The organism is Lacihabitans sp. CS3-21 (genome assembly GCF_024343675.1).
Classification (GTDB): Bacteria; Bacteroidota; Bacteroidia; order Cytophagales; family Spirosomataceae; genus Leadbetterella.
In genome coordinates this window covers 40,815-56,905 of the sequence record NZ_RJUD01000023.1, presented here as the reverse complement: position 1 = coordinate 56,905, position 16,091 = coordinate 40,815, and the positions used below count along the sequence as shown (strand labels likewise).

Annotated in this window: 12 protein-coding genes; 2 read left to right on the top strand and 10 right to left on the bottom strand. The window is 37.0% G+C overall.

The features are described from left to right. Nucleotides 1-591: DNA-processing protein DprA (locus tag EGI24_RS13250; RefSeq protein WP_255048910.1), on the top strand; the 591-nt coding region annotated here is incomplete at its 5' end. A gap of 1 nt (nucleotide 592) precedes the next feature. Here EGI24_RS13250 and EGI24_RS13245 read toward each other — a convergent pair. Together EGI24_RS13245 and EGI24_RS13240 are read right to left on the bottom strand one after the other, a co-directional pair. Further along, on the bottom strand, nucleotides 593-1,162 hold the full coding sequence (locus EGI24_RS13245; protein WP_255048909.1) for a hypothetical protein: 570 nt from the start codon (nucleotides 1,160-1,162) through the stop codon (nucleotides 593-595). Between the two features lie 60 nt (nucleotides 1,163-1,222). After that, the gene (locus EGI24_RS13240) at nucleotides 1,223-1,969 is read right to left on the bottom strand and encodes a hypothetical protein (RefSeq protein WP_255048908.1); all 747 of its coding nucleotides are present in this window, start codon (nucleotides 1,967-1,969) and stop codon (nucleotides 1,223-1,225) included. A gap of 172 nt (nucleotides 1,970-2,141) precedes the next feature. Between EGI24_RS13240 and uvrB the strand changes: the two genes are divergently transcribed. Further along, complete coding sequence (uvrB, locus tag EGI24_RS13235) at nucleotides 2,142-4,175, top strand: excinuclease ABC subunit UvrB (protein ID WP_255048907.1); 2,034 nt, start codon at nucleotides 2,142-2,144, stop codon at nucleotides 4,173-4,175. A gap of 94 nt (nucleotides 4,176-4,269) precedes the next feature. Here uvrB and EGI24_RS13230 read toward each other — a convergent pair whose 3' ends face one another. From EGI24_RS13230 to lpxD, 8 genes are all read right to left on the bottom strand, one after another. Beyond that, complete coding sequence (locus EGI24_RS13230; RefSeq protein ID WP_255048906.1) at nucleotides 4,270-6,597, bottom strand: TonB-dependent receptor; 2,328 nt, start codon at nucleotides 6,595-6,597, stop codon at nucleotides 4,270-4,272. Between the two features lie 328 nt (nucleotides 6,598-6,925). After that, nucleotides 6,926-8,218 carry a dienelactone hydrolase gene (locus tag EGI24_RS13225; protein WP_255048905.1) on the bottom strand — a complete coding sequence of 431 codons (1,293 nt, stop codon included), beginning with the start codon at nucleotides 8,216-8,218 and terminating at the stop codon, nucleotides 6,926-6,928. Between the two features lie 126 nt (nucleotides 8,219-8,344). Continuing rightward, entirely contained in the window at nucleotides 8,345-8,797 is a 453-nt protein-coding gene (locus EGI24_RS13220; protein WP_255048904.1) for a DUF4920 domain-containing protein, read from the bottom strand. 8 nt (nucleotides 8,798-8,805) lie between these two features. Beyond that, nucleotides 8,806-12,249 carry a gliding motility-associated C-terminal domain-containing protein gene (locus EGI24_RS13215; RefSeq protein WP_255048903.1) on the bottom strand — a complete coding sequence of 1,148 codons (3,444 nt, stop codon included), beginning with the start codon at nucleotides 12,247-12,249 and terminating at the stop codon, nucleotides 8,806-8,808. 10 nt (nucleotides 12,250-12,259) lie between these two features. Then, nucleotides 12,260-12,880 carry an ATP-binding cassette domain-containing protein gene (locus EGI24_RS13210; protein WP_255048902.1) on the bottom strand — a complete coding sequence of 207 codons (621 nt, stop codon included), beginning with the start codon at nucleotides 12,878-12,880 and terminating at the stop codon, nucleotides 12,260-12,262. Nucleotides 12,881-12,884: 4 nt separating this feature from the next. Continuing rightward, the gene (gene lpxA, locus EGI24_RS13205) at nucleotides 12,885-13,676 is read right to left on the bottom strand and encodes an acyl-ACP--UDP-N-acetylglucosamine O-acyltransferase (RefSeq protein ID WP_255048901.1); all 792 of its coding nucleotides are present in this window, start codon (nucleotides 13,674-13,676) and stop codon (nucleotides 12,885-12,887) included. 6 nt (nucleotides 13,677-13,682) lie between these two features. After that, nucleotides 13,683-15,074 (bottom strand): bifunctional UDP-3-O-[3-hydroxymyristoyl] N-acetylglucosamine deacetylase/3-hydroxyacyl-ACP dehydratase, encoded by a 1,392-nt coding sequence (locus tag EGI24_RS13200; protein ID WP_255048900.1) that lies wholly within the window; start codon nucleotides 15,072-15,074, stop codon nucleotides 13,683-13,685. Nucleotides 15,075-15,082: 8 nt separating this feature from the next. Further along, the gene (gene lpxD / locus EGI24_RS13195; protein WP_255048899.1) at nucleotides 15,083-16,081 is read right to left on the bottom strand and encodes a UDP-3-O-(3-hydroxymyristoyl)glucosamine N-acyltransferase; all 999 of its coding nucleotides are present in this window, start codon (nucleotides 16,079-16,081) and stop codon (nucleotides 15,083-15,085) included. Nucleotides 16,082-16,091 lie beyond the last annotated feature (10 nt).

Genomic DNA, 16,091 nt, shown 5'->3' with positions numbered 1-16,091 from the left:
TTGGCCAATAGTTTGGAGACTGTTTATCCGAGTTCACACAAAAAAGTGGCAAAGGAAATAGAAGAAACTGGCTTGCTCATATCCGAACAGCCTTTTGGTACGATTACTAAGCCATCATTTTTTGTGGCTCGAAACAGAATTATTGCTGCTTTAGCAGATGCAACAATTGTGGTAGAATCTGCGAGAAAAGGTGGTTCAATGGTAACCGCAGAATATGCCAACAATTACAATAAGGAAGTATTTGCCATACCAGGCGGCATTTTTCAAAAGTACTCTGAAGGGCCTAACTATTTGATAGCGAACAACAAAGCACAGATTTTTACAAATACGGAGGATTTTGTGGAATGGATGAAGTGGAATTCGGAAAATGGTAAATCAAGAATTATAGAAAAAGAAGTTTTGGACCTGACCAAATATACCCAAGAGGAAAGTAAAGTACTGAGTTTATTGATGCATAATGGTGAAATGCTGATTGATGACCTGAGTTGGCATTCTCAGATTCATTTGAATAAACTGGCTTCAATATTGCTCAACCTTGAATTTGCTGATTTGGTAAAACAAAGCCCTGGGAAAAAGTTTACCATGAAATAAGTCACTTTTTAGCTTTCAATAGTGTCCTAAATCCCCAAGCAAACAAACCCGTAAGCATGAGCAAAATATTGTACATCGTAAATCCCCATTTTAGGAGGCTAAAGGATGATGCTAATTTTACTATAAATAGGTTTTGAGTAGGAAAAGCAAACAATAAATACGCTATCGAAATATTTTCGAAAACATCTGCAAAACCAATCAGAAAAGGAAATACATTAAACAATTGAAAATAATGATTGCTCGAAAACGAATTTCTGAAAAATAAACTGAGCAATAAACTGTAGGAAATACAATAGATGATAGGATAAAGAATATCAATAAATAGGACATATATTTTATAATACATGATTCCAATACCTCCAATCGAACTCATCAAGTCATAAAACTGGTTTGATGTATAGCCGAACCTCAACTCCAAAAGTACTTGATTTTGCAATGGATTAATGAGGGCTTCCATTTTGGGAATAATGAAAACCGCAAAAATCACTTGTGAAAAAAAAGCCAGCAAAATCATCTTTAAACTGGCTGAGGCATGTAAATAGGATGAAAATCTTCTCAGATTTTTTAACATTCAATCATTAGGGTAACTAACAGCAATTTATAAAATTTGACATTTATTGACAATATTTTTTTAAAAATTCAAACCCAATGAAAAGCCAAAGTTTGGTTGAACACCTTCTTTGATGACAAATGTGGTTAAAGCCCCGTTATCATTAACTCCGTAGTATCCGTAATTCGTGGCGTTTGCAGGAATTGTGTCGACTTTTTGATTGGTAATTTTTTGTGATATAAATCTGATTCCACCGCCTATGTAAGTGTCAATGTAGAGATTTTGAAAAAGTGTAAACTGTAGGCCGATATTCATGTTTGGCATTAAGCCCAAATATGAAATTCTTCCAGAGTTTTGGTAAAAAGTTGAATTGTAATTACTAGGTTTTGAGGGGTCTGGTAATTGATAAAAACTACTTTTGTCATAGTCGTTTTGGTTGTATTCAACTTTTACACCAGGAGATAAATAAATGCCAAACTGCGATTTGTCGTTAATAAAACTGTATTTATCTCCTGAGAAAAATCCAGGAACATAGAATCTTCTTTCTATACTAGCGGTAGCTCCTTGCCATTTTGAACTCTGTTTATAAGCTGAAACTGAACCATAATTGTCATAAATATCGTTTTTTCTATTGATATAACGTATTCCCAATCCAATAACCGTACTTCGAGTCTTAGATTTATTGAAAATCTCCTCACCAAAATTCATTGAACCAGTTATGAGGCTAAAAGGCTGAAATTTGAATATTTTTAGAGATTTATCTACGTTTTGTTGAGCAATGGTGGCTATTGAGCCGAAAGTAAAAATTGCGATGAGTAAATTTTTCATATTGTTGTAGTTTTTATTTAAGAGCAAATTTAGCCTAATAACGTTGGAATAGTTATGGTGTTTCTCACAAACTCACATTGAAGAGAAAATAAATGCCAATTTTTTTAGCCTTTTTTCGCTAATTTTTTGTTTAGTCTTTATTGAATTATCTTTGAAGTAAATATTTCTAGCTATGAGTTTTTCGTTAATTTCTGATTTCAAACCTACTGGCGATCAACCTCAAGCCATTGAGCAATTGGTAAAAGCCATTGAAGCGGGCGAAAGATCTAATGTTCTTTTGGGTGTAACTGGTAGCGGTAAAACTTTCACGATTGCCAACGTCATTCAGCAAATTAACAGGCCGATTTTAATTTTGAGTCATAATAAAACATTGGCGGCTCAGCTATATGGTGAATTTAAGCAATTTTTTCCTGATAATGCCGTCGAGTATTTTATTTCTTACTACGATTATTACCAGCCTGAGGCTTTTATTGCTTCCACCAATACCTATATAGAAAAAGACCTGATGATCAATCAGGAAATTGATAGGCTACGATTGTCAACGGTTTCGTCATTGATGTCAGGTAGGAGAGATATTGTGGTTATTGCCTCTGTATCCTGTATTTATGGTGCTGGAAATCCCAATGAATTTAAGCAAAGTATCATAAAAGTTGCTGTTGGTGATGTAATTAGCCGCAACAAGTTTTTGTATAAATTGGTTGAAATACTTTATTCAAGAACGGAAGTAGAGTTCAATAGAGGCACATTTAGAGTAAAAGGAGATACAGTTGATGTGTATCCAGGCTATGCCGATTTTGCTTTCAGAATTATTTTTTTCGGTGATGACATCGAAGAAATCCAGATGATAGATGCTAATTCAGGGAAGAAAATAAGGTCTGAGCCTAAAATTGTGATTCCGCCCGCCAATTTATTTGTGACAGGAAAAGAAGTCATGCAGGAATCCATAAAACTGATTCAGGATGATATGGTGGCTCAAATCAAGTATTTTGAGAGTGAAGGCAGGGTTTTGGAAGCTCAAAGAATTCAAGAAAGGACCGAATTTGACTTGGAAATGATGCGTGAGTTGGGCTATTGCAGCGGCATAGAAAACTACTCAAGATATTTTGACAAACGAAAAGCAGGCGAACGTCCTTTCTGTCTTTTAGATTATTTCCCAGAGGATTTTCTGTTGGTGGTGGACGAAAGCCATGTAAGTATGCCGCAAATAAGAGCAATGTATGGCGGAGACCGGTCGAGAAAAACCGCATTGGTAGAATACGGATTTAGGTTACCTTCGGCTATGGATAACCGACCGCTGACTTTTCAAGAATTTGAAAGTCTGACGCCACAAACTATTTTTGTAAGTGCCACACCATCAGACTACGAACTCAATCTTGCGGGTGGGGTAGTGGTAGAGCAAATCATTAGGCCTACTGGACTTTTGGATCCAGAAATTGACGTAAGACCAAGTTTGAACCAAATCGATGACCTTTTAGATGAAATAAACGGCAGAATCAAAAAAGATGAGCGTGTGTTGGTGACTACACTGACCAAACGCATGGCCGAGGAATTGAGCAAATATTTGGAAAGAGTCGGAATAAAAGGACGCTACATTCACTCCGAAATCAAGACCATGGAAAGGGTAGAGATTTTGCGTGAATTGCGTTTGGGGGTTATCGATGTCTTGGTGGGTGTAAACCTTTTGAGAGAAGGATTGGATTTGCCAGAAGTGTCCTTGGTGGCCATTATGGATGCCGATAAAGAAGGTTTTTTGAGAGATATTCGTTCATTGATTCAAACCATTGGTAGGGCAGCACGTAACTCCAATGGTAAAGTAATTATGTATGCCGACCGTATGACAGGCTCAATGCAAAAGGCTATAGATGAAACCAATAGGCGTAGAATTATACAAATAGAATACAACGAAGCCAACGGAATTACGCCAACTACCATACTAAAAAGCAAGGAGGCCATCATGGAACAAACCTCTATTGCGGACTTTAAGCCATCTACCAAAGGATATTATGTAGAACCAGAAAGGATCAACTTGGCGGCAGACCCAATAATGGCCTATATGGGTAAGCCTCAGTTGGAAACACTGTTAAAAGAAGCGAAAACAAAAATGGAAAAGGCGGCCTCAGAGTTAGATTTCTTACAAGCTGCCAGATTTAGAGACGAAATGAACCAGCTGAAAGAAAGGCTAGGGGAGTTGGAGAAGGTTGGTTAAAGATTTAAATCCTCGAATAATTAACACTTTGAACGTTTCTCTTACGAGTTATTAATGACTTTCGGTATCTGACTGCCCTGTAAAATAAACTACTTTAAAAATCTACTTTAAAACTAAAAATTGGTAGCAAAGGCAATGCATAATTGTAAAGTATGTTATTGGTGATGGAATTGTATCGTTCTTGGATTATATTTTTTCGGTTTGTTAAGTTTTGTATATCAGCACTCAAAGCCCAAGTTGCTTTTTTTAGATTAATCTTTAATGCCAATCCCATATCTATTCTCCAATAATCGGGCAGCCTAGGTTCAAATGCTTTTGTAACATCATTCACTGTGGTATTTCTTTTTATTGATTCAGCCAAATTTATTGGAATATACCTATTTCCACCCCTCCATATCAGACGGCTATTTATAACTAAGAATTTATTTTTTTGTTTGCTGACCGAAAATTCTTTCCCACCGAGAATATTTCCCGCATAGGTATTATTAAAAACTGTATTTCGCCATTTGCCGTCCCTTGCTAAAAACTTAGAATCGAATAAAGATCCTGTGAACATAAAATAATAGTTATTGTAAAAGTAACGTTCTAACGTTAGCTCTATTCCTTTATTTTCACCTTCACCTTCGTTGGTCATTACGTTACCAATAAGTCCAGCCGATGCATTGAGTATGGAAAACAAACTCCTCTGGCTGGTATCAATAGGTATTTGAAACAACTTTTGGTAATAAGCTTCAATTTTTAGATTCCAATTCGGATTTAATACCCTATGATATCCCACGACATAATGTGCAGCACGTGTTAGTCCTAGGTTTTTATTTGGTTTTTCGAAAATTTCTCCTGTTTTTCGCCTTTTCAGAAGATAGACCGATATCGGCTCAAGGCGGCTGTGCAAACCAAAACCAGCAGAAAAAGCATTTTTCCTATTTGTTTGATATTTTGCAGCAAGTCTAGGTTCAAAAGTTTGATTATTGTTTAGCAAAAACTTATTATAATGAATTCCTCCTGAAAAGCTGATTTTTCTATTAATGTTAAATTTTAATTGGGAATAGGCTTGGAAAAAAAACGTATTATCATTTTCAAACAGAAAATTCACTAATCTATTCCGTGAATTATCTCTGCGATTATCGTCAAATTCGTAACCTAAATTGCTAAAGACAAGTCCCGTTCGGAGACTGGCTTTAGAACTGATTTTGTAATTGTAAAAAGATGAAAAACGGAGGTTGTCATATTGAAACAATTTTTGTTTGTTCACCACCCAATTTTTGTTGGAAAGTAAAATTTCCTCAAATTCCTTGGCTCTTTCCCTTGAAGCCATCAAAACCGAATATAAATATCCTTTTTTGCCCAACGAATAAGTATTACTCAGGCCTATTACACCTGTTTTTCCTTGATTGTTTTGTACCGAGTTTAGGTCTTTATCATCTGAGAGATTTAAACCACCAAAACCCCACAAGGCAAATGTGCCTAATTTTTTTGTAGGAAAATTAAGCGTAAAATTCATGTCTCTGTACGCAGGGCTGAACCCACCAGTTTCTATCTTAAGTAATCCAGATTTTAATAACAATTCTAAGGTTGAATATCTAAAGTTAAATCGATAAGAAGCCCCTTTTTTACTGATTGGGCCTTCGGCTGAAGTTTCAATTCCTATTACACTCAGTTGAGCCATGAACTCATGTTTTTGATTATTTCCTCGTCTAAATTTCAAGTCAAAAACCCCAGACAAAGCATTTCCATATTCTGAGGGAAAAGCTCCAGTTAAAAAATCGGAATTTGCTAAACTGGCACTATTCAACATGCTAATTATCCCGCTTGTCGAACCTTGGCCATCCCCGAAATGATTCGGATTCGGTATTTCCACTCCTTCAATTCTCCAAAGTAAGCCTTTGGGTGAGTTTCCACGTATTACAATTTCATTGTTTTGATCGTTGCCAGAGGAGGTTACACCAGCGAAAGACATAACCATTCTGGAAGCATCAGCATAGCCACCTGCATATCTATTGCTTTCTTGAATGCTAAATTGCCTTCCGCTGACGAGGGTCATTTCATTGATGGTTTGGTCTTTTAGATTTTCTTTGTGTACCACAAGGTCGTTTAAGGCCGTCACACTCTCCGTTAATTCTACAGACAAAACAGTTTCTTTTCCACTTCCAAGTTCAATGTTGGCCAAGGTAGATTTATCGTAACCTACCAAAGAAAAAAGAAGCGAATATCGTCCAATAGGTAATTTAGGGAATGAAAATGAACCGTCTGGATTTGAACTTACAATGAGATTTAGAGGAAAAATATGGACATTTACACCAGGTAAACCTACCTGGGTTTCCCTATCAATTATTTTTCCACGAAGATTTTGGGTAGGAGTCTGGCTAAACCCCGGTACTACAAAAAGAGCAAAAAATATTAAATGATAAACTTTTAATTTCATAATTAACTCAAGACAAATGTATGATTTCAAAAGCAAATTCACTATACTGCTTATTGAGTAACCCAAACATAAATACCTTATTCTGAAAAACTTTAGACATCCTTCTGTTGGGGCTCTTCCTTGATCTATAAAGAACTTCTAATTTTAAAAGGCCACTGTTACTTACAGATTCAAGAAGTTTTCCTTAGACACAAAGCGTTGGTATTTCATATTTCCAAAGGTAACCCAACTTATCGCAATTTGACAAAATAGGAAATTTGAGAAAGTACTATAAAAAAAAGACTGCCTGAGTTAGCTAAACTTAGATATTCATCAAGATCTGGGATGCTTACTTCCCTTCCGGCAAAGCATGCAAAAGTTCCAAACCAACTGACGAACGAGGTTTAAATCCTTCCCAAGTTTTCGTGTTGGAATCTTGGGGTAAATTCAAGTATTTACCAAAATCTTTTTGCTTCAAATGAATACCCAAAAATGCCGTTACAAAATGTTGGTTGATGTTATTGATGCGTTTTTCGTTCCAAGAAGGTTCGGCATATCTATAATACTCATCAATATGTAAACCAGGTTTAAGAGACTCTGCTGGCGGTGGATTTGGTGCTACATTGTGACGAGCATTCATGTAGGTAAGCATATATCTGTCGGTATTTACTACACCATTATATATGGCTTTAATGCCTTTTTCATATCCAGAAATATCGTCCTGACTTCCAGCAATAAAGAAGGTGGGGATTTTCAGACCTTTTAAACTTTCAGCATCCCAAACACCGCGTTCCATTCCCCATGGAGCAAAAGCCACCACTGCTTTTATTCTAGGATCTAGACTTGAATTATATGCTGCATTTGAACCCAATCTTGTCTCTAATGCGGTACTTCCACCAGTCAGAGCACCAAATAATTTTAAAGAATTGTCACTGTAACCAGCCCCGGCGACATTCAGAACGCCGTATCCACCCATAGAATATCCTATCAAAGCGGTATTGTCGGAATCGATTATCCCTTTGAGAAACTCGTTGGATTTACCAACTTCTGCCATTTGATTTAGCACAAAAAGAATATCTTTTGAGCGATTTAGCAATGTACTGGGGAAACCAGCAGCATCTCTAAAAGTTGATTCCATGTGGTCAATAGCCACAACAATATAGCCTTTAGACGCCAAGTTTTCGGTTAAGTAAGTTAATAGTAATCTCGAACCTAAGTAGCCGTGTGATACGATTATGAGTGGGAATTTTCCCTCAGAAGTAATGGCTTTTGCATCTTTTGAAGCTCTTCCATTAAATGAAAATGGAATAATTGGCCTTTTAGGGTCATTTGATGAACCCATCACTTCGTCGTATACGACCATTTCTTTCTCATTTGGGTTTATATTTGCTGGGTACCAAACTTCAAGCTTAAGTTTTCTGTCATAATAAGCCAATTCTGATCCCTTAGATTTTAAGATATCCAGTTGATTTTTATTGGTAAATTCTAGCGTTTTTACACCAACTTTATATGTACCTCGAGCCGACAAAACTGGGGCATCAGGCAAGGCATCGCCATAGATAAATTCGGAATTTTGGGAAAAAGAGGTAAAGGCAATAAGCAGAGCAACTGCCAGATTAAGCAAAGTGTATTGTTTTTTCATTTAAGGTTTTTTACAGAAGGTTTGATTCTTTAACAAATCTACAAAAGTATTGTTTATTTTAGGGTTAAAACAAAAAAATAACCCACTCAGTGTTCACTGAATGGGTTATTTGAGTTCTTATTTAACTTAATTTTTAGGTACCAAAACACCATCCGCCACAAAAGTTAACTCTGTTTTTGGACTGTTAATCTTGGCAATTTCTTCTTTCGATTTTCCAGCATCTTCAGCATAATGTTGTAATTCAGCCACACTGGTAGTTTTTACAGCAGGAATTCCTTCAAATATTACTTTTTTACCCGCAATATCTTTTGGAACAAAAAAACCATAATCTTTAAAAGTCACTCTCATAGTTTGGCCTTCGGCAGTTTTAATTTTCATCCAGCATCCAGCGGCTTGACAAACAGATTCCACTTCTCCTTCAATTTTCACTGTTTTGGCTTCAAAATCTTTTTTTCCATTCAAAGATGCAGCCAAGGCTGATCCATTGGGCTTAATTTTCTTTCCAAAAGCATCATATTTCTGTCCAAATGCGATAGTGCTTAAACTTAAAAAAAGTACGGTGATAAATAAATTTTTCATTTTGTTGATTAATTTAAAACCTCCAGCCAACCTTTGCAGACTTGACCGTCGGGTATGGTTAATAAATAATAATACGTTCCAGAATTTATTTTATTTCCCCAATCGTTCTGATAGTTGAAATCCTCGAATATCTTTTTTCCCCACGCATTGAAAATTTGTAAGGAACTTGAAGGATATCCAACTACAAAAGTATCATTTTTTTTGTCATTGTTTGGTGTTATTACGTTCGGAATTATTCCATCATAGAATTTTAAATCTAAGTTTCTGGAGGTTTCAAAAGCACATCCGGCAGCACTTAAGCCTTTTAGTGTTAATTGGGTATTTGAATTACTTCTTAAGCCGAAAGTTGAAATGTCGTTGGTCTCTAGATTTTCTCCAATTCGCCAAACATAACTTTGGGCTCCTGTACTTTTGTTGTTAAAAACTACCTCTGAAGGTTTATGGCAAGCAAATTTATATTCAAAATCAAAGGCAAGTTTTACACTTTCGTCTACGGTCACTTTTATTGTCTTTATGGGAGTGCAACCATCTGAATAAAAAGCTTTTACAGTGTAATTTCCTGTTTTGTTGGGAATTATATTAACGCTAGCTTTTGTTGAATCTGAAATCCCATCGCCCGACCAAACAAATTTGTCCGCCAAGCCAGACGCATTGAGGCTCAGACTATTGCCCTTACAAATAGTGGTATTGCTGGTTGCCCCAAAATCGGTCTTGGTGTTTTCTACATTTACTTTTATGTCTTTTTTTATGGTGCATTCTTCATTGCTTATCTCAACGGTGAATACCTGGGTATTTTGCACTTTGGTAGTCACTTCAGGGCTTGCTGAATTTTCAAAATACAAACTTGGACTCCATTTATAAGATTTTCCACCACTGGCTTTCATTAATACGCTAGCACCAGGACACACTGTGGTGTCGTTAGAGGTCTTATATTGAAAAGCTTTTACATTTAATGTCCTAAAAGTAGAATCTACGGATTTGCAAGTAACTTTATTATAGGCAACTAGCTTTATTTTGTATTGTCCAGCATCCGTAAAAGTATAATTTATATTTTCTCCTGTAGATACTTTGGCGTTATTGACAAACCATTCAAAAGTTTCTCCACCGATGGTATTATTATCAAAATCTATTTTTGTAGGTGCACATATTTCTGTTGGATTGATTTTAGTACCATCTTTCAGATCAAACCTTGCAGAGAGAGCATCCAAATTAAACTTAAAGGCAGCCATGTTACAGTTGCCATTTCGGTGATTGGATTCAACGGCATTCTTAAGAGGAAATTCTACAAATCCAAAGGCCTTGCAAACGCAGGCCGAATGGTAAATTGTTCCGTTTTTGTCAAAACGGCAGGTTCCACCATCTAGGTGGTCACCGCGTTCTTCATCGGCGTTTGCTGGAGGATTTGAGCCAAAAAAGGTTCCATAAAGCAATGATTTAAAGCCTTTTTCAAAGATTGCGAAGTAATAATTACTTCCTGAAGTCGTTTTTTTAAAGGCATTTTCTGTTATGGGAAGTCCTTTGGTGGTGCTATTTTTATTGTAACCGTTTTCGGAGTTTACTCTACCACCCCAGCCAGCCACATAAATATTGCCACAATCATTGACCATAAAGGCAGTTGGTACTAAATCCACAGTTCCGAATCCACGACCCGTTCCAAAGATAGACGAGAACTTTGAACTACTTAGGTTGTTGGATAAAACTTGTACAAACTGCCCACTTTTAGTATTTTGATATACTCCATTGCTCACAGAATATTCCCCAAGTGTAGAACCCAATACGTAGACATTACCTTCAAGGTCGAGGTCAATGAGGTGCGTTAAGTCGCCTTTTGAAGTGCCAATATAAGTTGAGGAAACAAGTTTTTGATTTTCTATTTTTAGGATGAATCCTTCGGTATCGCCACCCATAGTTTTCCTAAATGCCTGATTAGAAATTGGGAAATCTTTGCTCAAAGTTACTCCACAAACATAGATTGCGTTGGATTTGTCTACTCTGATGCCGTAGGCAGCATCGTAATTGTTGCCACCAATAAAAGTGCTGAACAACAGTTGATTACAATATTTATTGAGTTTGAAAACCACGGCATCATAAGCCGATTTTTTAGTTTGAATGGCCGCTTGGACTGGAAAGTTTGCAGAAGTACTTACGCTTGCAACGTAGATGTTGTCTAAGGCATCTATATACACCTCTCCCCTAAACTCATCACCATAGTTTTGAATTTCTAAGGCTCTAAAATCATGAATACCGTCATTTTCACTTCCTCCAACGAATGTGGAACCTAACAGCCGATCGCCATTTTCAGAAAGTACAGTTACAAAAATATCCGTTCCTGAGAAAAAAGCAATGTTGGATGTGACGGGTGGTCCGTTCAAAAATGTACCACCATTGAAGGTGTGATCGAAAGAATTATTGGTGGTTGGAAATGTTTCAGAGGATGTTGTTCCAAAAATAACCAATTCATCTTTTGAATTAACAATCAAACTATGCGGAACTTCAGATTCATTTCCACCTAAAAAAGTAGAGTATAAAATTTTGCTTCCGTCTTCTGAATATTTTACAATTACAACGTCGGTCCTGTAGCCCACATCGTTTTGGGTGGTCGTTCCACCTGATTTTGGCTGATATGCGTTTATTGATACGGGGAAGTTTACCCCAAAAACCGTTCCTGCGGCATAGGTATTTCCTTTGGAATCAAATGTGGCTGTGTGCGACCAATTGTCTGATAATGAACCGGAATATGTACTAAAAACCAGTTCGGGATCTATGATTAGTTCTTGATTGTGGTTGTAATCGGCTATTTGGAATGAGATATAGTCATCTGAGATTTTGAATGCTGACTTGATAGGCTTTTTTTGCTGGTCGAGGTTTTGATAGGTAAATGGCTGAAATTCTTTAATTAGGCCGAAGTTGGTTTTTAGTACCAGTTCATTTTTTTTTAAAAAGGTTTCATTGGCTCCATCGTATTTGAATTTGATTTGGCTGGCATCCGCCCCTGGTTTTACAATGTATTCATATTTAAGCGATTGGTCAGTGCTGTACATTCTGAAGTCAATACCATCAAATACATTTTCTAAGTAAATTTCTTCAAATGCTGGGACATTTGTTTTCCATGTTGTTTGATTTTGACCTATAAAAAAATTGAAAGTTTGTTTTGCATTCGCTTCTTTTTTTGAGAAACGACAATTATTTTTAAATTCCAAACTAATATTCTGCGACGAAAACGATTTTCTGCCTTGTCTGCTGGAAGAGTAATGGGGTGAATTTTCTTCCTCATAAAGTTGGTAAACCAGCCCTTTCTGAGTTACCCAAAGTTGGCCCGAAGGAATAGATGTACGATAGAGTACTTCTGATGGCCATTGCCCTTGGTTTTTTATAAAAATATAAGAAAATGCCGGCGATTGACCAGCAAGCCAAAATACAAAAAATAATAGGAAGCGTCTCTCGAGAGCCATTTCAAAAGCTTTATTTTTTGAAATTTAGTATATTTAGGTGGTTTTTACAAAAAGTATATTCCTTAGGTTCGTTTGAAGAAACGATTACGATTTTGTTTTCTAGAACTTTCTCTACGTTTTCCAAATACCATTCGAAGCCTTTTTGGTCAAGGTTAGCGGTCGGTTCGTCCAATAATATTATGTCATTTAAACTGTAAAAAGCCAATCCCAGCTTCAGTTTTTGACGCATGCCAGATGAAAAATTCTTTACAGATTTGTCTTTATGTTTTTCCAATTCAAGTATTTCCAAGAATTCAGAGGTATTGATATGATCTTGAAATGGCTTAAACTTAGTATGAAAATTAACAGATTCGGCAAGTGTAAACTCCTCAATCAGCTCAAGATAAGGTGCAGAAAACGAAAGTAATTCATGCCATTTTTCTTCAGGAATTACTTGCTCGTTGTTTTCAAAAGTAACTTTTCCTTCATTTATGGGAATAGCACCAGCCAGAGATTGCATTAAAGTTGATTTCCCTGAACCATTTGGTCCTATAATAGCAACTGGATCGTTTTTGTAAAATTCAAAACTTAAATTTCGAAAAATCCATTCGTTTTTGAACTTCTTGCCAATATTTTCTAGGGAAATTTTCAACAAATCAGTCAATATTTTTTGATGTTCCAGACTTAATGATACCTCTTTCAGAATTTCTAATGAAATTGATAATCTCATCTCTTTCTGCTGTTGCGGCATATTCAAGCTCAACTTTGTCTATGGCGGAGGTATTGTTAAGCCCAGATAAATATAGGATTCTGTAAATGTCTTGAATTTCTTCAATTTTATCGCTTGTGAAACCTCTTCTTCTTAGCCCAATAGAGTTTACACCGGCATAGGATAAAGGCTCTCTGGCTGCTTTTACGAATGGAGGAACATCCTTTCTTACCAATGATCCGCCTGCTACCATTGCATGTGAGCCAATATTTACAAATTGATGCACTGCACTTGTGCCTCCTACAAATACATAATCTCCTAAAATAATATGACCAGCCAATTGAACTCCATTGGCTAAAATTACATAGTTGCCAACCATACAGTCATGGGCAATGTGGACATATGCCATGATCAAGCAATTGCTACCAACAACCGTTTTGTTTTTGTCAGTAGTACCTCTATTGATGGTTACACATTCACGAATAACGGTGTTATCTCCGATTTCTACTGTGGTATATTCGCCTTTAAATTTTAAGTCTTGTGGTTCTGCAGCTATCACTGCTCCAGGATAAATCTTGCAATTTTTCCCGATTCTTGCACCAGAAAATATTGTTACATTAGGACCTATCCACGTTCCTTCTCCTATTTCTACATCATTTTGAATGGTTACAAAAGGCTCAATTACAACGTTTTGAGCAACTTTAGCACCTGGATGTACGTAAGCCAACGGCTGATTCATATATTATTAATTGGATTTCTTAACTAATCTTGCGGTCATGTCAACAGAACAAACCATGTTTTTGCCGACCCAAGCCTCTCCATGCATTTTGGCTACTCCCATTCTAATAGGGGCCAAAAGAGAGCATCTTATGACTAACGAATCGCCCGGTAAAACATTTTTATAAAACCTACAATTTTCGATTCCTACCAAATATGGCCAGTATTTTTCAGGTTCTCCAGTCGAAGTGAGCACCAAAACTCCGCCTGTTTGTGCAATGGCCTCAACCTGCAAAACGCCTGGCATTACCGGATTGTCTGGAAAATGACCCGTAAACTGAGGTTCATTCATGGTTATATTTTTGATGCCTACCACGGTTGTTCCATCCAATGACATAATCTTGTCTACCAACTGAAACGGATAACGGTGTGGTAAAAGTTTCGCTATATCTAATACGTTGAAAACTGGCTCGGCGTTGGCATCGAAATACGGAGCAGCACTACTTTTTGCAGCGATTTGCTTTTTGATAAGTTTTGCCAACTCCACATTGGAGGCATGACCCGGTCTTGCAGCCAATATATGTGCTTTCAACGGGCGTCCAATCAAAGCCAGATCCCCGATTAAATCGAGTAATTTGTGACGAGCTGGTTCGTTATGAAACTTCAACTTTTCGTCGTTCAATATTCCAGCTTTTCCATCACTTTCTAATTTTTTGTCTAATAAAGTGGAAAGCTCCTCAATTTGGCCTTTGCTTAGGTCTGTTTCAGCAATTACCACTGCATTGCTCAAGTCCCCGCCTTTTATAAGTCCTTGTTTGGCCAAAAACTCAAGCTCGTGTACAAAAACAAAAGTCCTGCAAGGAGCAATTTGTTCTTTGAAAAGACTGATTTCATGCAGTTGAGCATGTTGGCTATGGAGAATTTGAGAGTTAAAATCAACCATAACTGTTAGACGGTAATCATCTAAAGGCAATGCCGCCAATTCTATACTTTTATCTTCGTTTTTGAAATGCACAGCTTCTGGAACAGAAAAGTAATTTCTTAAGGCATTCTGTTCCGTTGGAATTGCCGCTTCCACCAATTCTAAAAAAGGTAGGGCTGATCCATCTAATATGGGAAGTTCAGGACCGTCAATTTCTACCAAAACATTGTCAATCTGTAAACCCGCAAGTGCTGACATTAGATGTTCTATGGTGCCAACACGCCCTCCGTCTTTTTCAATAACCGTACTTCTGCTGGTATCCACCACATAGTCTACCAAAGCTGGTATTAAGGGTTTGTTTTCCAAATCCACACGCTGGAAAACAATTCCGTGATTTATGGCAGCTGGCTTAAGCGTAATATTTACTAACTCACCTGTGTGAAGTCCTTTGCCAGTAATACTTACTGATTCGGCTATGGTGTGTTGTTTTAAATTCATATCGATATTTATTTTTTCAAATTATCATTTAATCTCCTCAAATTGACCAAAAGTTTTAGGTGGTCTTTTATGGGTAAGAGAGGTCTTCCAGAATAGGCTCCTTGGGGTTCAGTAATGTTTTTTCCTACTCCACTTTGAGCACCAATCTGTGTACCATCGGCTATTTTTAGGTGTCCAGCAAAACCTACTTGTCCACCTATAACACAAGATTTCCCTATTTTTGTGGAGCCAGCTACGCCTGTTTGGGCTGCAATTACAGTATTTGCTCCGACCTCTACATTATGGCCAATCTGCACCATATTGTCGATTTTTACACCATTGCATATTTTTGTAGAACCCATAGTCGCTCTGTCTATGGTGGCATTGGCTCCTATGCTTACGTTGTTTTCTATGACTACGTTGCCCAGTTGCGGCACGTCTTGATAAACGCCATTGGCATCTGGCACAAATCCAAATCCATCAGCCCCAATTACTGCTCCCGCATGAATTACACAATTATCACCTACCTCACAGTCTTGATATATTTTTACTCCAGGGTGAACAATGCTGTTCTTTCCGATTTTTACATTTTTACCTAAAAATACCTGTGGGAAAATTTGGCTATTTTCACCAATAAAAACACCAGAAGATACAAAACTGAATGGACCGATGTATATATTTTTGCCAATTTCCGCATCTTTGGCTATCGAAGTCATGGTGTCAATTCCTTTAGCTGAATTTTGAGAAAGTTTTTTGTATTCGGCCATGAGCAAGCTGATAGCCAAATATGGATCCTCTACGCGTATAAGATTTGTTTGTATTGGCTCTCTGGGTTCGAAATCTTTAGAGACCAAAACGGCACTGGAGGCTGTTTGGTAAATATAATTTTCATATTTTGGATTGGCCAAGAAAGAAATACAGCCCGGCTTTCCTTCTTCTATTTTGGCAAAGTTATGTATTAGTGTATCTCCGGATCCCTTTACTTCACCTCCTAAAAGATGAGCTATTTGTGTTATCGAAAACTCCATTAATGATAAA